The sequence below is a fragment of the Streptomyces sp. NPDC058051 genome (genome assembly GCF_042885475.1).
Classification (GTDB): domain Bacteria; phylum Actinomycetota; class Actinomycetes; order Streptomycetales; family Streptomycetaceae; genus Streptomyces.
Map to the genome: position 1 here is coordinate 1 of NZ_JBHVRW010000036.1, position 17,296 is coordinate 17,296.

General features: G+C 70.8%; 18 protein-coding genes. 7 read left to right on the forward strand and 11 right to left on the reverse strand.

Translation table 11 applies throughout. The annotated features are described in order from the left end of the window. Positions 1-138 precede the first annotated feature (138 nt). Positions 139-1,401, forward strand: a complete 1,263-nt coding sequence (locus ACFVUT_RS34535; RefSeq protein WP_389655906.1) for a nucleotide sugar dehydrogenase — start codon at positions 139-141, stop codon at positions 1,399-1,401. Between the two features lie 105 nt (positions 1,402-1,506). Further along, complete coding sequence (locus ACFVUT_RS34540; protein WP_389655908.1) at positions 1,507-2,148, forward strand: hypothetical protein; 642 nt, start codon at positions 1,507-1,509, stop codon at positions 2,146-2,148. Between the two features lie 78 nt (positions 2,149-2,226). On the opposite strand, the gene ACFVUT_RS34545 is transcribed toward ACFVUT_RS34540, so the two are convergent. The 4 genes from ACFVUT_RS34545 to ACFVUT_RS34560 all read right to left on the reverse strand — a co-directional run bounded on the left by ACFVUT_RS34545 (position 2,227) and on the right by ACFVUT_RS34560 (position 6,602). After that, on the reverse strand, positions 2,227-3,351 hold the full coding sequence (locus ACFVUT_RS34545; RefSeq protein WP_389655910.1) for a GuaB3 family IMP dehydrogenase-related protein: 1,125 nt from the start codon (positions 3,349-3,351) through the stop codon (positions 2,227-2,229). 134 nt (positions 3,352-3,485) lie between these two features. After that, positions 3,486-4,988, reverse strand: coding sequence for an IMP dehydrogenase (gene guaB, locus ACFVUT_RS34550; protein ID WP_389655912.1), 1,503 nt, complete (start codon positions 4,986-4,988; stop codon positions 3,486-3,488). Positions 4,989-5,117: 129 nt separating this feature from the next. Then, complete coding sequence (locus ACFVUT_RS34555; RefSeq protein WP_093893485.1) at positions 5,118-5,693, reverse strand: sigma-70 family RNA polymerase sigma factor; 576 nt, start codon at positions 5,691-5,693, stop codon at positions 5,118-5,120. A 297-nt stretch (positions 5,694-5,990) separates the two neighbouring features. Further along, positions 5,991-6,602, reverse strand: coding sequence for a response regulator transcription factor (locus ACFVUT_RS34560; protein WP_003948568.1), 612 nt, complete (start codon positions 6,600-6,602; stop codon positions 5,991-5,993). 413 nt (positions 6,603-7,015) lie between these two features. Between ACFVUT_RS34560 and ACFVUT_RS34565 the strand changes: the two genes are divergently transcribed. Further along, entirely contained in the window at positions 7,016-7,351 is a 336-nt protein-coding gene (locus tag ACFVUT_RS34565) for a WhiB family transcriptional regulator (protein WP_389655915.1), read from the forward strand. 85 nt (positions 7,352-7,436) lie between these two features. Here ACFVUT_RS34565 and ACFVUT_RS34570 read toward each other — a convergent pair whose 3' ends face one another. After that, a complete protein-coding gene (locus ACFVUT_RS34570; RefSeq protein WP_389655917.1) occupies positions 7,437-8,327 on the reverse strand; it encodes a LysR family transcriptional regulator in 891 nt (296 codons plus the stop codon). A gap of 216 nt (positions 8,328-8,543) precedes the next feature. Between ACFVUT_RS34570 and ACFVUT_RS34575 the strand changes: the two genes are divergently transcribed. Together ACFVUT_RS34575 and ACFVUT_RS34580 are read left to right on the forward strand one after the other, a co-directional pair. Then, positions 8,544-9,218: an MOSC domain-containing protein gene (locus ACFVUT_RS34575; protein WP_389656094.1), complete on the forward strand. Its 675-nt coding sequence runs from the start codon at positions 8,544-8,546 to the stop codon at positions 9,216-9,218. A 35-nt stretch (positions 9,219-9,253) separates the two neighbouring features. Continuing rightward, on the forward strand, positions 9,254-10,027 hold the full coding sequence (locus tag ACFVUT_RS34580; protein WP_389655919.1) for an SDR family NAD(P)-dependent oxidoreductase: 774 nt from the start codon (positions 9,254-9,256) through the stop codon (positions 10,025-10,027). A gap of 147 nt (positions 10,028-10,174) precedes the next feature. On the opposite strand, the gene groL is transcribed toward ACFVUT_RS34580, so the two are convergent. The 4 genes from groL to ACFVUT_RS34600 form a co-directional block, all read right to left on the reverse strand. Then, on the reverse strand, positions 10,175-11,800 hold the full coding sequence (gene groL, locus ACFVUT_RS34585) for a chaperonin GroEL (protein WP_389655921.1): 1,626 nt from the start codon (positions 11,798-11,800) through the stop codon (positions 10,175-10,177). Between the two features lie 99 nt (positions 11,801-11,899). Then, complete coding sequence (groES, locus tag ACFVUT_RS34590; RefSeq protein ID WP_389655923.1) at positions 11,900-12,208, reverse strand: co-chaperone GroES; 309 nt, start codon at positions 12,206-12,208, stop codon at positions 11,900-11,902. 427 nt (positions 12,209-12,635) lie between these two features. Then, positions 12,636-12,974 carry a hypothetical protein gene (locus tag ACFVUT_RS34595; RefSeq protein WP_389655925.1) on the reverse strand — a complete coding sequence of 113 codons (339 nt, stop codon included), beginning with the start codon at positions 12,972-12,974 and terminating at the stop codon, positions 12,636-12,638. Next, positions 12,971-13,990, reverse strand: a complete 1,020-nt coding sequence (locus tag ACFVUT_RS34600) for a polysaccharide deacetylase family protein (protein WP_389655927.1) — start codon at positions 13,988-13,990, stop codon at positions 12,971-12,973. Before ACFVUT_RS34600 ends, ACFVUT_RS34595 begins: the two co-directional genes overlap by 4 nt. An 82-nt stretch (positions 13,991-14,072) precedes the next feature. Between ACFVUT_RS34600 and ACFVUT_RS34605 the strand changes: the two genes are divergently transcribed. After that, a complete protein-coding gene (locus ACFVUT_RS34605) occupies positions 14,073-15,365 on the forward strand; it encodes a methyltransferase domain-containing protein (RefSeq protein ID WP_389656097.1) in 1,293 nt (430 codons plus the stop codon). 44 nt (positions 15,366-15,409) lie between these two features. On the opposite strand, the gene ACFVUT_RS34610 is transcribed toward ACFVUT_RS34605, so the two are convergent. Both ACFVUT_RS34610 and ACFVUT_RS34615 read right to left on the reverse strand, forming a co-directional pair. Then, on the reverse strand, positions 15,410-15,775 hold the full coding sequence (locus ACFVUT_RS34610; RefSeq protein WP_389655929.1) for a hypothetical protein: 366 nt from the start codon (positions 15,773-15,775) through the stop codon (positions 15,410-15,412). A gap of 53 nt (positions 15,776-15,828) precedes the next feature. Then, on the reverse strand, positions 15,829-16,494 hold the full coding sequence (locus ACFVUT_RS34615) for a hypothetical protein (RefSeq protein ID WP_389655931.1): 666 nt from the start codon (positions 16,492-16,494) through the stop codon (positions 15,829-15,831). 97 nt (positions 16,495-16,591) lie between these two features. On the opposite strand from ACFVUT_RS34615, the gene ACFVUT_RS34620 reads away from it, so the two are divergent. Then, complete coding sequence (locus ACFVUT_RS34620; RefSeq protein ID WP_389655933.1) at positions 16,592-17,212, forward strand: class I SAM-dependent methyltransferase; 621 nt, start codon at positions 16,592-16,594, stop codon at positions 17,210-17,212. The last annotated feature ends 84 nt before the right edge of the window (positions 17,213-17,296 follow it).

Below are 17,296 nucleotides of genomic sequence, written 5' to 3' on the forward strand. Positions count from 1 at the left end.
TTTTTTTTTTTTTTTTTTTTGTTTTTGGTTTTTGCGTTGGGGGGGTGGGGGGGGGGGGGGGGGGGGGGCGGGGGGGGGGGGGGGGGGGCGCCCCCCCCCCCCCCCCCCGCCCGGCCCCAGGGAAGGACGGCCATCCACATGCCCGCAGACCTCGCTGTCATCGGACTCAGCCACCTCGGCCTCCCTCTCGCCCAGGCCGCCGTGGCCGCCGGTGTCGAGACCATCGGCTACGACACCGACCCACGCGCCGCCGCGGAACTCTCCGCCGGCCGCACCCCGGCCGAGGGATCCCTCACCGCCTCGGAAGTACGCCGGATGCTCTCGGGGGGTTTCCGGCCCACCACCGACCCGGCCGAACTCGGCCGGGTCCGTACCGCGGTGATCTGCGCACCCACTCCGCTCGGCGCCGACCGCACCCTCGACCTCACCGCCGTCGGCGACGCGGCCCGCGCGCTCGCCGCCCGGCTGCGCCCGCACACCACCGTCCTGCTGGAATCGGCCGTACAGCCCGGCACCACCGAGAGCTTCGTCCGGCCCCTCCTCGAAGAGGGCTCGGGCCTGCGCGCCGGTCGCGACTTCCACCTCGCCCACTCCCCCAGCCGCCTCGACCCCGGCAGCAGGACCCACGTCTACGCCCACACCCCCAAGGTCATCGGCGGGCTCACCCCCGCCTGCACCGAATCCGCCGCCGCCTTCTACAGCCGGCTCACCGACAAGGTCGTCCGGGCCCGCGGTCCGCGCGAGGCCGAGATGGCGAAGGTCCTGGAGACCAACTTCCGGCACGTCAACATCGCCCTGGTCAACGAGATGGCGGTGCTCTGCCACGATCTCGGCGTCGACCTCTGGGACGTCATCAGGTGCGCCGAGACCAAGCCGTTCGGCTTCCAGCCGTTCCGCCCGGGCCCCGGCGTCGGCGGCCACGGTGTCCCCGTCGACCCGGGCTACCTCCCGTACAGCAGCCGCACCCCCGGCCACCCCCTGCGGATGGTCTCGCTCGCCCAGGAGATCAACGACCGGATGCCGCAGTACGTGATCCAACGCTGCGCCACCCTCCTGAACGAGCACGGCAAATCCGTACGCGGCGCCCGGGTCCTGCTCCTCGGGGTCACCTACAAGCCGGACCTCGCCGACCAGGAGGCCTCTCCCGCCCGGGAGATCGCGACCCGGCTGATGGACATGGGTGCACAGATCGGCTACCACGACCCGCACGTCCTGGACTGGCGGGTCCGTGAACTCCCGGTCCCGCGCGCCGACTCGCTGTACGAGGCGGCATCGAGCGCCGACCTCACCGTGCTGCTCCAGCACCACCGCACGTACGACCTCCAGGGCCTCGCCGTGAAGGCCCAGCTCCTTCTCGACACCCGGGGCGCGACCCCGGCAGGGGCCGCACACCGGCTGTGAGGCGGGATTCCCGGAGCAATCGGGTGGGCGATGTCATAGGCGGCTGCTAGCCTGCGGCGTCACTTCTCGCACACTCGTGCGCATCTGTCCCAGGGGGATTCCACCATGAGCCAGCCCGTGCCTCCGGCGAACCAGCCGAACGAAGCCCAGCCCGCCGGCGGCAACCCGTTCGCGGGCCAGCAGCCGGACGCCCCGACCGGCAACCCGTTCGCAAGTCAGCAGCCCGGCCAGCCCGGCGCCCCGACCGGCAACCCGTTCGCGGGCCAGCAGCCCGGTGCGTACGGTCAGCCCGGGCAGCCCGGAGTCCCGTTCGGCGGCGCACCCTTCGCCCCGCCCGCCCCGGCCCGCAACAACCTGGGCCTCGGCCTGCTCGCCGCGCTCGTCGCGGCCCTCGTCGCCGCGGGCATCTACGGCGCGATCATCGGCGCCACCAAGCACGAGATCGGCTACGCGGCCGTGGGCGTGGGCGCCCTCGTCGGTTTCGCCGCGGGCAAGGTCGGCGGCCGCAACCCCGCCCTGCCGGTCATCGGCGCCGCCCTCGCCCTGGTCGGTGTCTACCTGGGCCAGCTGCTCGGTGAGGCCTTCATCATCAGCAAGCAGCTCCCGCTCTCGGTCAGCGAGATCTTCTTCGACCACTTCAGCGACCTGAACAAGGTGTGGAAGGAAGACGCGAGCGTGATGAGCTTCGTCTTCTTCGCGGTCGCCGCGGTCGTCGCCTTCTCGGCCGCCCGCAAGGCGACCGACTGACCCGGGCCGTCGCCCGCGTCATACGGGAGGGCCCGGACCGCGTGTGCGGTCCGGGCCCTCCCGTATGTGCGGGAACGGTCAGCGGCGGTGCTGCGAGTCCGCCACCGTCACCTCGACACGCTGGAACTCCTTGAGGTCGCTGTACCCCGTCGTCGCCATCGCCCGGCGCAGCGCGCCGAAGATGTTCATCGAACCGTCGGGGGTGTGCGAAGGACCGGTGAGGACCTCCTCGGTCGTGCCGACGGTGCCCAGGTCGACCAGCTTGCCGCGCGGCACGTCCTCGTGGACGGCCTCCATGCCCCAGTGCCGGCCGCGGCCCGGCGCGTCCGTCGCACGGGCCAGCGGGGAGCCCATCATCACGGCGTCCGCACCGCAGGCGACGGCCTTCGGCAGGTCGCCGGACCAGCCGACGCCGCCGTCCGCGATCACGTGCACGTACCGGCCGCCGGACTCGTCCATGTAGTCGCGGCGGGCCCCCGCCACATCGGCGACCGCGGTCGCCATCGGGACCTGGATACCGAAGACGTTGCGCGTGGTGTGCGCGGCGCCGCCGCCGAAGCCGACGAGGACACCGGCCGCACCGGTACGCATCAGGTGCAGGGCCGCGGTGTACGTGGCGCAGCCGCCGACGATCACCGGGACGTCCAGCTCGTAGATGAACTGCTTGAGGTTGAGCGGCTCGGCCGCACCCGAGACGTGCTCGGCCGAGACCGTCGTACCGCGGATGACGAAGATGTCCACACCCGCGTCGACGACGGCCTTGGAGAACTGAGCGGTGCGCTGCGGGGAGAGTGCGGCGGCGGTGACGACACCGGCATCGCGCACCTCCTTGATGCGCTGGCCGATCAGCTCCTCCTGGATCGGGGCGGAGTAGATCTCCTGGAGGCGCCGGGTCGCCGACTCGACGGGCATTTCGGCGATCTCGTCGAGCAGCGGCTGCGGGTCGGCGTGCCGGGTCCACAGGCCCTCAAGGTTGAGGACGCCGAGGCCGCCGAGCTCACCGATGCGGATCGCGGTCTGCGGAGAGACCACCGAGTCCATGGGAGCCGCCAGGAACGGCAGCTCGAAACGGTAGGCGTCGATCTGCCAGGCGATCGAGACCTCCTTCGGGTCGCGGGTGCGGCGGCTCGGGACGACAGCGATGTCGTCGAATGCGTACGCCCGGCGGCCGCGCTTGCCGCGCCCGATCTCGATCTCAGTCACGATGGTGTGGCCTTTCCCTCTACGTCTGCGCTGTCCAGTATCCCCGACACACGACTGAGGGGCGGTCCCGGGAACCCGGATGCTGTTCCCACAGCATCCGGGAACCCCGGACCGCCCCTCGGCGGCGCGTCGCGTTACTTCCTGCTGTAGTTCGGCGCCTCGACCGTCATCTGGATGTCGTGCGGGTGGCTCTCCTTGAGACCCGCCGAGGTGATCCGGACGAACCGGCCGTTGGCCTGGAGCTCCGGGACGGTGCGCCCGCCGACGTAGAACATCGACTGGCGCAGACCGCCGGTGAGCTGGTGGACGACCGCGGAGAGCGGGCCGCGGTACGGGACCTGGCCCTCGATGCCTTCGGGGACCAGCTTCTCGTCGGAGGCGACGCCCTCCTGGAAGTACCGGTCCTTGGAGTACGACTTGCGGTCGCCGCGGGTCTGCATCGCCGCGAGCGAGCCCATGCCCCGGTAGGACTTGAACTGCTTGCCGTTGATGAAGAGCAGCTCGCCCGGGGACTCCTCGCAGCCGGCCAGCAGCGAGCCGAGCATCACGGTGTCCGCGCCGGCCACCAGGGCCTTGGCGATGTCGCCGGAGTACTGCAGGCCGCCGTCGCCGATGACCGGGACACCGGCCGCCTTGGCGGCGAGGGACGCCTCGTAGATCGCGGTGACCTGCGGGACGCCGATGCCGGCGACGACCCGGGTGGTGCAGATGGAACCGGGGCCCACACCCACCTTGATGCCGTCGACGCCCGAGTCGATCAGCGCCTGGGCGCCGTCACGGGTCGCGATGTTGCCGCCGATGACATCGACCGAGGCGTTCGACTTGATCTTGGCGACCATGTCGCCGACCAGCCGGGAGTGACCGTGGGCGGTGTCGACGACGATGAAGTCGACGCCCGCCTCGATGAGCGCCTGGGCCCGCTCGTAGGAGTCGCCCGCGACACCGACGGCGGCGCCGACCAGCAGCCGGCCCTCCTTGTCCTTGGCCGCGTTCGGGTACTGCTCGGCCTTGACGAAGTCCTTGACGGTGATGAGGCCCTTGAGGACACCCGTGTCGTCGACGAGCGGAAGCTTCTCGATCTTGTGGCGGCGCAGCAGCTCCATGGCGTCCACGCCGGAGATGCCGACCTTGCCGGTGACCAGCGGCATCGGCGTCATGACCTCGCGCACCTGACGCGTACGGTCCGACTCGAAGGCCATGTCGCGGTTGGTGACGATGCCGAGCAGCTTGCCCGCGGCGTCGGTGACCGGAACACCGCTGATGCGGAACTTGGCACACAGCTCGTCGGCGTCGCTCAGCGTCGCGTCCGGGTGGACCGTGATCGGGTCGGTGACCATGCCGGACTCGGAGCGCTTCACCAGGTCGACCTGATTGGCCTGGTCGGCGATGGAGAGGTTGCGGTGCAGCACACCGGCCCCGCCCTGCCGGGCCATGGCGATCGCCATGCGGGCCTCGGTGACCTTGTCCATCGCGGCGGAGAGCAGCGGGATGTTCACCCGCACGTTCTTGGAGATGTAGGACGAGGTGTCGATCTGGTCGGGCGCCATGTCGGACGCGCCGGGCAGCAGCAGCACGTCGTCGTATGTCAGCCCGAGCGTCGCGAATTTCTCGGGCACTCCGTCGACGTTTGCAGTCATGACACCTTCCCCAAATGGCCTTGATCGGTGCGGATGTCCATGCTAACGGCCTCCGAGGGTGTCTCATTCCACGAGCAAGATCACCCAGAGGGTTCGTAGCTTCGTACGGGATCTGCCGGACCGGCCCGGTCACTGTTCCGCGAGAGCCCGCAGCCTGCTCAGGGCCCGGTGCTGGGCGACCCGGACAGCACCCGGCGACATGCCCAGCATCTGTCCGGTCTCCTCGGCTGTGAGACCGACCGCCACGCGCAGGACGAGCAGCTCGCGCTGGTTGTCCGGCAGGTTGGCGAGAAGCTTCTTGGCCCAGGCCGCATCGCTGCTGAGCAGCGCACGCTCCTCGGGCCCGAGCGAATCGTCCGGCCGCTCGGGCATCTCGTCGGAGGGCACCGCCGTCGACCCCGGGTGCCGCATGGCGGCCCGCTGGAGATCGGCGACCTTGTGCCCCGCGATCGCGAAGACGAAGGCTTCGAAGGGCCTGCCGGTGTCCTTGTAGCGCGGCAGCGCCATCAGCACCGCGACGCAGACCTCCTGCGCCAGGTCCTCCACGAAGTGGCGAGCATCACCAGGCAGCCGGTTCAGCCGGGACCGGCAGTAGCGCAACGCGAGTGGATGGACGTGGGCCAGCAGATCGTGAGTGGCCTGCGCGTCGCCCTCGACAGCCCGGTGCACCAGGGCACCGATCACCGTCGTTTCGTCGTCGCGCATCGGACCATGGTGCCCCGGAGCCACATCGTCCGCGTCGCCGCGTCCGTAGTTGTGCACCGAAGCGTTATGAGCGGGTGCGCCGGAAGTCATGTCCTGCGCCCTCCCCTTCCGCTCGACCGAATCGTTCCCGAGGAACTCCACAACTCAAGGATGCGGTATCGGCCGGGAAGCTTCACATGCCGTCGGCGTGGGGGACGCCGCCGGCGGCGGGGCGCGGCCCGCCCCACGCATCGGCCACCCGCCCCGTCCGCCGACGCGCGGACGGGGAATCGACGGGCTTCCGGCCGCGCCCGACCCTCAGCGGACCAGGCCCCAGCGGAAGCCGAGCGCCACGGCGTGCGCCCGGTCCGAGGCGCCGAGCTTCTTGAACAGGCGCCTGGCGTGCGTCTTCACCGTGTCCTCGGAGAGGAACAGCTCACGGCCGATCTCAGCGTTCGAACGGCCATGACTCATGCCTTCGAGCACCTGGATCTCACGCGCGGTGAGCGTCGGCGCCGCACCCATCTCGGCCGACCGCAGTCTGCGCGGGGCGAGCCGCCAGGTCGGATCGGCCAGCGCCTGGGTGACGGTGGCCCGCAGCTCCGCGCGCGAGGCGTCCTTGTGCAGATATCCGCGGGCACCGGCGGCGACCGCGAGCGCGACACCGTCCAGGTCCTCGGCGACGGTCAGCATGATGATCCGGGCGCCGGGGTCGGCGGAGAGCAGCCGACGGACCGTCTCCACACCCCCGAGACCGGGCATGCGTACGTCCATGAGAATCAGATCCGAACGGTCGGCGCCCCAGCGGCGGAGGACTTCCTCGCCGTTGGCCGCCGTCGTCACACGCTCGACGCCGGGCACGGTCGCGACCGCGCGACGGAGCGCTTCCCGGGCAAGCGGGGAGTCATCGCAGACGAGGACGGATGTCATGACCGCCCTCCGCAGCAGATGCGCGTCACCTTGAACCTCCAGGGTCTTACCTGTCGTCACCTGAGCGGTTGACGCTCTCGGACATCTGCCCGATCGCTTTTTCTGTCAACCGCCTCCGCCCTCTCAACGACGGTCACTCGAAAGAGTTACGGGTCGGACGACGGGCTTCGACACTCTACGTAAGGACGCGCACACAGAGGAGAGCGGCACACATCATCCAACGGTCAACCGAAATTTCACGCGAAAATATGCCCCATTTAGCGGGTTTTCTTCCCTTTTGCTGGTGTCTGTGGCTAGATTCGCAATCAGTCATATTTACATCTACTTACACCGTAGATGTAGATGTCATGGGCACGGTCAACAACGGACGACAACGACGATTCCGACTCAGCATGGTTTCGAGGGGACAAGCAATGGCAGATTTCTCCCGCCTTCCCGGACCCAACGCCGATCTGTGGGACTGGCAACTGTTGGCGGCCTGCCGCGGGGTCGACAGCTCGCTGTTCTTCCACCCGGAGGGTGAACGCGGGGCAGCACGGAGCGCCCGCGAGAACTCGGCAAAAGAGGTCTGCATGCGATGCCCGGTACGCGCCGAGTGTGCGGCGCACGCGCTGGCGGTACGCGAGCCCTACGGAGTGTGGGGCGGACTGACCGAGGACGAACGCGAGGAGCTCATGGGACGGGCCCGCAACCGGCTGATCGCGGCAGCGGCTCCGTCGGCTCTTCCGTCCCCGTCGGGGCACGGCTGATCCCGCCGCACCCCGCAGCCAATAGAAAAACGTTTCTTCATCTCACCCGGCCACCGAGGGGGGCCGGGACACAGGCAGGCCCCCCTCAGCGGGCGGCCGCCAGGGACAGCCGGTCCAGGGTGGCTGCGACCGCCGGAACCCGGGCCAGGTCGGGCAGGGTCAGGGCGACGATCTCGCGCTCGATGGCCGGCTCCACCGTCACGGTGCGGGCCCCCTTGGGGCGTACCGACTCCAACGCCAGCTCCGGCAGTACGGCCACGCCCAGCCCGGCACCGACCAGGCCGATCACCGCCGGGTAGTCGTCGGTGGCGAAGTCGATCCGCGGCGTGAAACCGGATTCCTCGCAGACCTCCACCAGCTGGCGGCGACAGCGCGGGCAGCCCGCGATCCACGACTCGTCGGCCAGCTCGGCGATGCCGACCGCGGCAGGACCGGCCAGCCGGTGCCCGTCGGGAACCAGGCCGATCAGCCGGTCGGTGAGCAGCGGGCGGACGACCAGGTCGTCCCACTCCGCGCCGGAGGTGCCGTAGCGGAACGCCAGCGCGATGTCGCAGTCGCCCTCGCGCAGCATCTCGACCGAGCGCGGCGGTTCGGCCTCGACCAGGGAGACCCGGGTGCCGGGGTGCGCCGCGCGCAGCGCCGCGAGGGCACTGGGCACCAGCGTGGAACTGCCGCTGGGGAACGAGACGAGCCGGACCCGGCCGGCCCGCAGCCCGGCGATCGCGGCGACCTCCTCCTCGGCGGCGGTGAGGCCCGCGAGGATGCCGGAGGCGTGCCGGACGAGCGCCTCGCCCGCCTGGGTGAGCCGCATCTCGCGTCCCGTGCGGATCAGCAACGCGGTCCCCGCGGAGGCTTCCAGCGCCTTCATCTGCTGGCTCACCGCGGGCTGGGTGCAGCCCAGTTCGCGGGCGGCGGCGGAGAACGAGCCGGTGGCGGCCACGGCGCGCAGGACACGGAGATGGCGAGCTTCGATCACGCTCCAACCATAAGAGAATCTTGGAGCCATCGCGAATTAACTATCGACATCTTTGAGTGTGTGGTGGTTAGCGTTCTCCGCATGGAGTCGAGGAAGGCGATGAAACCGACGAGCCCGGCGGGGACGACGAGCCCGGCGGAGCCGACGGAGCCGACGAGCCCGTTGGAGCCGATGGAGACAGTGGAGACGACGGAGACGATGAAGACGACGGAGCCGATGAAGCTGCTGACCGTGAACGTGGGACGGCCGAAGGCCGTCGACTACACCGAGGCCCCCGGCGGTGTGACCGGGATGGACAAGCGGCCGGCCGACGGCCCCGTCCGGGTCACCGACCCCGGCCCCAAGGGCACCGGCGGCAGCGGTCTGGCCGGCGACGCGGTGTGCCACCTGCGTCATCACGGCGGCTCCGACCAGGCCGTGTACGCCTTCGCCCGCGAGGAACTGGACGTCTGGGAGCGGGAGCTCGGCCGCCCGCTGGCCAACGGCGTGTTCGGCGAGAACCTGACGACCAGCGGTCTGGACGTGAGCGGCGCGAAGATCGGCGAGCGGTGGCGGATCGGGGCCGATCTGGTCCTGGAGGTCACGTCGGGCCGGATCCCGTGCCGTACGTTCGCGGACCATCTCGACGAGAAGCGCTGGGTGAAGCGGTTCACGCAGGCGGCGTCCCCGGGTGCCTACCTGCGGGTGGTCACGCCGGGCGAGATCCGCGCCGGCGACCCGGTCGAGATCGTGCACCGGCCCGCTCACGACGTCACCGTGACGCTGCAGTTCCTGGCCACGACGACGCGCCGGGAGCTGCTGCCGAGGATGCTGGCGGCCGGCGACGCACTGCATCCCGAGACGCGCCGTGCCGCTCTGGAGTACGTGGGGACGCAGTCGGCGGACAGCTGATCACGGTCTGCCGGACAGGCACTAACGTGCCGCGTATGACGACTGCACTGATTACGGGCGCGACCGCGGGGATCGGTGCCGCGTTCGCGCGGCGGCTCGCGGCCGATGGGCACAACCTGGTGCTGGTGGCCCGCGACACGGAACGGCTGCGCGAGCAGGCGACCGAACTGCACGACCGGCACGGCATCGAGGCCGAGGTGCTGACGGCCGACCTGTCCGAGGACAAGGGGATCGCCGCGGTCGAGGCCCGGCTGACGGATCGTCGGCAGCCGGTCGATCTGCTGGTCAACAACGCCGGGTTCGGCAACAGGGGCCGCTACCTGGATGTGCCCATGGCCGATGAGCTGAACATGCTCAAGGTGCACTGCGAGGCGGTGCTGCGGCTGACCTCGGCGGCGGCTGCCGGGATGCGGGAGCGGGGGCGGGGCGGAGTCGTCAACGTGGCCTCGGTGGCCGCGTTCCTGCCGCGCGGTACGTACGGCGCGTCCAAGGCGTGGGTCGTGCAGTTCACCCAGGGTGTGGCGAAGGACCTGGCCGGTTCGGGGGTGCGGCTGATGGCGCTGTGCCCCGGCTTCGTACGGACGGAGTTCCACGAGCGGGCCGGGATGGGGACCGGCAACATCCCGGGCTGGATGTGGCTCGATGCGGACAAGCTGGTGGCGGCGGCCCTGGCGGACCTGGCACGCGGCAGGTCGGTCTCGATCCCTGATCCGCGGTACAAGGCGTTGATGGGGCTCGTGAAGGTGACGCCGCGCGGCCTGCTCGGAGGGGTCGCCTCCAAGGCGGGTCGCACGTACGGACCTCGTTGAGCGGACGTACACGGCGGCCGGGCCCTGAGCGCCGCCCACCCGCCCTTCTGGGTGAACTGGTTGCGCCCGGTCCACGCCGAGACCCGGTACCCCGCGACGGGGTACCGGGTCTCGATCGTTCAGCGGCTCAGCCGCGGACGCTCGGCGTCAGTGCGCGTGGCCGTGACCGCCGTGGCCGGCCTCGGCCTCTTCCTCGGCCGGCTTCTCGACGACCAGGGTCTCGGTCGTGAGCAGCAGCGACGCGATGGACGCGGCGTTCTCCAGCGCGGAGCGGGTGACCTTGACCGGGTCGATGACGCCGGCCTTCACCAGGTCGTCGTACTCGCCGGTCGCGGCGTTGAAGCCCTGGCCCTTGTCGAGCTCGGAGACCTTCGAGGTGATGACGTAGCCTTCGAGGCCGGCGTTCTCGGCGATCCAGCGCAGCGGCTCGACCGCGGCGCGGCGCACGACCGCGACACCGGTGGCCTCGTCGCCGGTCTTGTCGAGGTTGCCCTCCAGGACCTTGGCGGCGTGGACCAGAGCGGAGCCACCACCGGAGACGATGCCCTCCTCGACCGCGGCGCGGGTCGCGGAGATGGCGTCCTCCAGACGGTGCTTCTTCTCCTTGAGCTCCACCTCGGTGGCGGCACCGACGCGGATCACGCACACGCCGCCGGCCAGCTTCGCGAGGCGCTCCTGGAGCTTCTCGCGGTCCCAGTCGGAGTCCGTGGCCTCGATCTCGGCCCTGATCTGGTTGACCCGGCCCTTGACGTCGCCGGGCTCGCCGCCGCCGTCCACGATCGTGGTGTCGTCCTTGGAGACGGTGACGCGACGGGCGGTGCCCAGCACGTCCAGACCGGCCTGGTCGAGCTTGAGGCCGATCTCCTCGGCGATGACGGTCGCACCGGTGAGGGTGGCGATGTCGCCGAGCATGGCCTTGCGGCGGTCACCGAAGCCCGGGGCCTTCACCGCGACGGCGTTGAAGATGCCACGGATCTTGTTGACGAGGAGGGTCGACAGCGCCTCGCCCTCGACGTCCTCGGCGATGATCAGCAGCGGCTTGGAGCCACCGGCCTGGACGACCTTCTCCAGCAGCGGGAGCAGGTCCTGGATCGAGCCGATCTTGCCCTGGTGGACCAGGATGTACGGGTCGTCGAGGACGGCCTCCATACGCTCCTGGTCGGTCACCATGTACGGGGACAGGTAGCCCTTGTCGAAGGCCATGCCTTCGGTGAAGTCGAGGTCCAGACCGAAGGTGTTGGACTCCTCGACGGTGATGACGCCGTCCTTGCCGACCTTGTCCATCGCGTCCGCGATGAGCTCGCCGACCTGCGGGTCCTGCGCGGAGAGCGCGGCCACGGCGGCGATGTCGGACTTGTCGTCGATCGGGCGGGCGGTCGCGAGGAGTTCCTCGGACACGGCCTTGACCGCGGCGTCGATGCCCTTCTTCAGGGCGGCCGGGGAGGCACCGGCCGCGACGTTGCGCAGACCCTCGCGGACGAGCGCCTGGGCCAGCACGGTGGCGGTGGTCGTACCGTCACCCGCGACGTCGTTGGTCTTGGTGGCGACCTCCTTCACCAGCTGGGCACCGAGGTTCTCGTACGGGTCGTCGAGCTCGACCTCGCGCGCGATGGTGACACCGTCGTTGGTGATGGTGGGGGCGCCGAACTTCTTGTCGATGACGACGTTGCGGCCCTTGGGGCCGATTGTCACCTTGACCGTGTCGGCAAGCTTGTTGACGCCGCGCTCAAGGGCGCGACGGGCGTCCTCGTCGAACTTCAGAATCTTCGCCATGGGAGCTGAGCTTTCCTCTCAAACGAACTGCGCCCCCGACCGCCCGGCTGGTTGTTCGCAGGGGGCCAGGGGCGCAGAACAGAAGCAAACGTGAGTGAATTACTTCTCGACGATCGCGAGCACGTCGCGAGCCGAGAGGACGAGGTACTCCTCGCCGTTGTACTTCACCTCGGTGCCGCCGTACTTGCTGTACAGCACGACGTCGCCGGTCTTGACGTCGAGCGGAAGGCGCTCGCCGTTCTCGAAGCGGCCCGGGCCCACGGCCAGGACGACGCCCTCCTGGGGCTTCTCCTTGGCGGTGTCCGGAATGACCAGGCCGGAGGCCGTGGTCTGCTCGGCGTCGAGCGGCTGGACCACAATGCGGTCCTCGAGCGGCTTGATCGCAACCTTGGAGCTGGCGGTCGACACGATCCGGTCTCCCCCTTCGGAGATCTCACGGGGTTTAACAGTCTTGGGGTGGCGACCAGGTGGATCCGTCGTCGCGGGTGCCGGACCTGCCCGTCGCACAGTACTGCTGGCACTCTCCAGTGGTGAGTGCCAGCACCGAGACTATGGCCGCGATTAGCACTCGGTCAAGCGGAGTGCCAATCCGGCCAGTCGCGGCGCCGTGTGATCCCCGCGCGCCCGTGGCGCGACGGGCGCCTGCCCCTTCCGACGGGCGCCTGCCCTTTCAACGGTCCGGACAGCCCGGAGGCCCTGGCGCCGCCGCAGTGCGACGGTCCGGACGCCCTCGCGGTCACGCGGGGACGGACCGCACCCTTCCGTTCGACCGCGGGTTCGTGCGCGAACCTCCGCGCGGCTGTCGGCCCCGCTCCCGCACGGCCCCTCGCCGGCACTACCGCCGGTCGCACCGGGGGCTCGCACTCGCCACCGCGTTCGGTCCCGGCCGGTCCGGCCACCAGCGCCTCAGCGGTGGTGACGACCGCGGGTGCCGGGACTCCGGCCGCTGCGGGCAGGCGGTGACGACCAGCGACCCCTGCTCCCCGTGATCACCGTGCGGGTGCGCCGGAGGGCCGGCCGCGGGGGTCGGACGCGGATGCGGATGGGTCACCCTCTGTGCGGCCTTGCGGCCCAGCCGCTCGATCGGGTCCACCGACTGTGCGCACCCGGTGGTCGCGGTCAGGAGCGCACCGGCCGTCAGCAGTCCGGCGAGCAGCCTGTGCGCCCTTCTCATACGTAGTCCTCCAGCCGGGCCACGGCGTACCCCTGGTCCGTGATGGTCTTCATGACCGCCCGGACCAGGTCGGCCATGCTGCCGCCCCACTCCTGCCGCCCCCGGAAGTGCGTGAGGATGATGTCGCCGGGGCGCAGCTCCTGATCCCCCTCGCGCCATTCCATGTGGTCCGGGAACGCCTCCGCGTTCCAGAGCGGTACGGCCTTGATGCCGCAGGACTTCGCGACGCGGAGCGTGTCCCCGTTGTAGTTGCCGTACGGCGGGCGGAAGAGCGTGGGCCGTCGGCCGTACTGCTCCTCGATGACGGCCTGCTGGTCGCAGATCTCCCTCTTCTGCTCGCTGTACGAGAGGCCGGGCAGGTAGGGGTGGGTGAGCGTGTGGTTGTTGAGGCCGACGCCCAGCCGCTGCATTTCCAGGAAGTACCCGTAGCTGTCACGCACCAGGTAGTCGCTGAGGAACGCGCTGTACGGGATGTCCAGCTCGTCCATCATCTGGAGCAGTTCGGGATCCTTCTCCGCCCCGTCGTCCATCGTCAGGAAGACGACCCGGTCCTTGGTCGGGACGGTGGTGAAGACCGGCGGCAGCGAGTCGTCGCCGCCGTTGACCTCGAACCCCCGGCGGGTGGTGAGGTGCGGCTTCACGGCGGGTGGCGGGGGCGCGATCAGTGGCGGTCGCACCAGCCCCCATTTCTTGGCGAGGGCCGCCCGTACGGCCGGACCGAACCGCGCGTTCTCCCGTGCCCCGGCGGGTGCGCGGCCCTGGCCGGCCTGCGGCCCGAGCCCTGCGGCGGGACCGCCCGGCGGGCCGGCGGCGGGGCGGGCCCGGTGCTCGTCGGCGTCCGCGGACGCGCCGCCGGCCCCGGAACCGCAGCCGGCGCAGACGGCGGCGACCAGGAGCGCGGACAGGACCGCGCGGGCGGGACGGCGCCCGGGCGCGCGCCGTCCGCCCCCTGGCTCCGGGATGCCGGGCCCGCTCCTTTTCATGGTTAATTCTTCCTTTTGTCGTACTAGTTGCATGGCGTCGCATCCTGCCAGCACGCGCCGGGCGCCCCGGCCCGACACCGCCGCCGGGCCGACCGGTCAACCCGGCTGGCTCACAATGGGGCGGGTGAACGCCTTCGCCCCGCACGACCCGTCCGACGCCGAGAACCGGCCAGGCACCGGCCACCGGTCCGACGCCCCCGGCCCGTCCGACGCCCACGACCCGCTCGCCGCCTTCCTGGCCCTGCGTACCCCCGAGGGCGCCCAACTGCTGGAGGGGCTGCGGTCGTACGACCCCGCCCAGGAACTCGCCACCGCCACCCGGCTGCGCCGCACCCACCCGGCCCCGCTGGTCTCGGCAGCGTTGGGGCAGGCGCGGCTGCGGCAGCGGGCGGTGGCGAAATTCGGCGCCGAGGACGCGTACCGGATGTTCTTCACGCCGAACGGCGTCGAGCAGGCGACCCGCACCTCGGTGGCCACCCACCGCGCGCGGCGGTTCGTCGAGGCGGGCGGGGTACGGAGCGTCGCCGACCTCTGCTGCGGGATCGGCGGCGACGCGATCGCGCTCGCGCGGGCGGGCATCTCCGTCCTCGCGGTCGACCGCGACCCGCTGACCGCCGAGGTGGCCCGCGCCAATGCCGCCGCCCTCGGCCTGGCCGGTCTGATCGACGTACGGTGCGCCGATGTCACGGAGATCGACACCTCGCCGTACGACGCGGTGTTCGTCGATCCCGCCCGGCGCGGCGGCCGAGGCAGGATCTTCGACCCCGAGGCGTACTCGCCGCCGCTCTCCTGGGCGACCGGCGCCGCGCTCAAGGCTCCCCGCGCCGCGCTGAAGATCGCCCCCGGCATCCCGCACGAGGCGATCCCGGCGCAGGCGGAGGCCGAGTGGATCTCGGACGGCGGGGATGTGAAAGAGGCGGTGCTCTGGTTCGGCGAGGGCTTCGCGGCCGGTTCGTACCGCGCCACCGTGCTTCCGGCCCGTGCCGCCCTGTGGTCCGGCGCCCCGCTGCCCGCCCCGCCCGTCGGCCCGGTCGGCCGTTATCTGTACGAACCGGACGGAGCCGTCATCCGCGCCCATCTGGTCGCCGACATCGTGGCGCGGTGCGGCGGCCGGCTGATCGACGAGACCATCGCGTACGTCACGAGCGACGAGCCCTACGACTCCCCGTACACCACCGGCTACGAGATCACCGACCGGCTGCCGTTCAACATGAAGAAGTTGAAGGCGCTGCTGCGGGAGCGGAAGGTCGGCGTCCTGACGGTGAAGAAGCGCGGATCGGCCGTCGAGCCCGAGGAGCTGCGCCGCCGGATGAAGCTCCAGGGGCCGAACGCCGCGACGGTCTTCCTGACGCGGGTGGCCGGGGCCCCGACGATGCTGATCGGCCACCCGCTGACCGGCCCCGCCTGACCGGCGGCGGCAGCCGTGCTGTCAGGTCGGTCAGGCCAGGTCGGTCAAGCCAGGTCGGTCAGGTCCTCGGCGTACACCTGCGAGAGCGGCTGAGGACCCACGTACTGCTGGCAGTTGCACTCCCCCGCCTCGAAGCGGACCGGCTTCTTGGACTCGTCCCAGGCCGTCGGCACCTCGACCCGCTCATGGCACCTGCCCTGCTTGTCGTGCTTGGCGAGATGGTGCGTGCAACCGCAGACCGGCTCCGGCGGCTTGTGGGCCGCCTCGACGGCCAGCCGTTCCTGCTTGGTCGCCTCCAGCAGCTCCAGTTTCCTGGTGTGCCGGTTGCGCAGCGCGGTACGGACGTTGTCGACGGCCCATCCGAAGCCGCCCGTCCAGAAGATGATGAGCAGCCACCAGTACCACTCCATGCGGCACTCCTCCCCCTGCGTGACTCATGTGTCCGGCCAGGATAAGTCCGGGGTCAGCGGTGCGCACCGCCCCCGACCGAGAACAGCGGCTCCGGAGCGGGTGCCCCGACCAGCACCCGCAGCACCCAGCGGCGGTGGGCGAACGCCTTGGTGATGCCGATCAGTCCGACGAGCCAGCCGGTCATCCCGAGCCCCATGACCAGGGCGACCGCCCCGTAGGTGTCACGGCCCGCCTCCGCCGTCGCCGGGACCGCGACGCACGCGTACAGGCCGAGTGCGCACAGCGCGAAGGACATCAGCAGCCAGGTGAGACCGGCACCCGGCATCCGCAACCGCGCGTCCCGCGCCGGGTCGCGGTCCAACTCGCCCCAGGCGGCGAGCAGCCGGCGGATCTCGCGGTCGCGGCGCAGGCCGATGACGACGAAGACGATCGCGGGGATCGTGCAGCAGGCGCCCATGCCGGCCAGGATCACGCCGATCAACGCGCTGAAGATGTCGTAGGTCTCCTCGAACGTGACGATCGCCGCGCCGACCAGCGACCAGCCGACCGCGCAGAGCGCCCCCCACAGCCACAGCGCCGCCAGCCGCCCCGGTGACACATGCATCCGCACCAACTCGCCGAGCACCACGGCCCGGTCGGCGAGCAGCGCCTCGCGGTCGGGCCAGGTCCGTATCTCCACGGGCGGTGGGGGCGGCGGCAGTTGTACGCGACGGAACATGGGGAAGACCCTACCGACGCACGCTTCCCCGACGGCCGGTGCGGTGCATCGGGTCCGCCGGAGTGCCATGCTGGAAAGCGAGACACGGAGGTGCGCGATGGGGTTCTACGTCGAACGGATCGTGCCCCGTATCGCCGATGCCGCCGGCGGAATGAAGTCGGTCGAACCGCTGCGGCGCCGGGTCTGCGAGGGCCTGTACGGCGAGATCATCGAGATCGGCTTCGGCTCCGGACACAACGTTCCGTTCTACCCGGACGCCGTCACCGACGTGGCCGCGGTCGAGCCGTCCGACCTCGGCTGGAAGCTGGCCCACGACCGCATCGACGCGGGGCACACCCCGGTGCGCCGGGCCTGCCTGGACGGCCGTTATCTGCCGTTCGAGGACGACACCTTCGACGGCGCGCTGTCCACGTGGACGCTGTGCACCATTCCCGACGCCGACGCGGCGCTGCGCGAGGTGCGCCGGGTTCTCAAACCCGGTGCGACCCTGCACTTCCTGGAGCACGGGCTGGCACCGGAGGGGGACGAGAACGTGCGCCGCTGGCAGCACCGCCTCGATCCGCTGGAACGGCGGCTCTTCGCCGGGTGCAGCCTGACCCGGCCGATCGCCGGGATGCTGAGGGCCGCGGGGTTCACGATCGCCGACCTGGACGTGTTCTACGGGAAGGGCGCCCCGAAGGCGATGGGCGCCGACTCACTGGGAGTGGCGCTGCGCTGACCCGCCGGAACGGCCCGTGGCCGTTCCGGAAGGCGGACCGGAGGGCGACAAGGCCGTGGACGCGTGTCCCGACTGGTTCATCGA

Excerpts from the sequence above, each read along its gene's own strand:
- ACFVUT_RS34620 (WP_389655933.1), top strand. The coding sequence starts at position 16,592 with ATGGGGTTCTACGTCGAACGGATCGTGCCCCGTATCGCCGATGCCGCC.
- ACFVUT_RS34535 (WP_389655906.1), top strand. The coding sequence starts at position 139 with ATGCCCGCAGACCTCGCTGTCATCGGACTCAGCCACCTCGGCCTCCCT.
- ACFVUT_RS34580 (WP_389655919.1), top strand. The coding sequence starts at position 9,254 with ATGACGACTGCACTGATTACGGGCGCGACCGCGGGGATCGGTGCCGCG.
- ACFVUT_RS34615 (WP_389655931.1), bottom strand. The coding sequence starts at position 16,494 with ATGTTCCGTCGCGTACAACTGCCGCCGCCCCCACCGCCCGTGGAGATA.
- ACFVUT_RS34575 (WP_389656094.1), top strand. The coding sequence starts at position 8,544 with ATGAAGCTGCTGACCGTGAACGTGGGACGGCCGAAGGCCGTCGACTAC.
- ACFVUT_RS34555 (WP_093893485.1), bottom strand. The coding sequence starts at position 5,693 with ATGCGCGACGACGAAACGACGGTGATCGGTGCCCTGGTGCACCGGGCT.
- ACFVUT_RS34610 (WP_389655929.1), bottom strand. The coding sequence starts at position 15,775 with ATGGAGTGGTACTGGTGGCTGCTCATCATCTTCTGGACGGGCGGCTTC.
- ACFVUT_RS34540 (WP_389655908.1), top strand. The coding sequence starts at position 1,507 with ATGAGCCAGCCCGTGCCTCCGGCGAACCAGCCGAACGAAGCCCAGCCC.
- guaB (WP_389655912.1), bottom strand. The coding sequence starts at position 4,988 with ATGACTGCAAACGTCGACGGAGTGCCCGAGAAATTCGCGACGCTCGGG.
- ACFVUT_RS34595 (WP_389655925.1), bottom strand. The coding sequence starts at position 12,974 with ATGAGAAGGGCGCACAGGCTGCTCGCCGGACTGCTGACGGCCGGTGCG.
- ACFVUT_RS34600 (WP_389655927.1), bottom strand. The coding sequence starts at position 13,990 with ATGCAACTAGTACGACAAAAGGAAGAATTAACCATGAAAAGGAGCGGG.
- ACFVUT_RS34605 (WP_389656097.1), top strand. The coding sequence starts at position 14,073 with ATGGGGCGGGTGAACGCCTTCGCCCCGCACGACCCGTCCGACGCCGAG.
- groL (WP_389655921.1), bottom strand. The coding sequence starts at position 11,800 with ATGGCGAAGATTCTGAAGTTCGACGAGGACGCCCGTCGCGCCCTTGAG.
- ACFVUT_RS34560 (WP_003948568.1), bottom strand. The coding sequence starts at position 6,602 with ATGACATCCGTCCTCGTCTGCGATGACTCCCCGCTTGCCCGGGAAGCG.
- ACFVUT_RS34565 (WP_389655915.1), top strand. The coding sequence starts at position 7,016 with ATGGCAGATTTCTCCCGCCTTCCCGGACCCAACGCCGATCTGTGGGAC.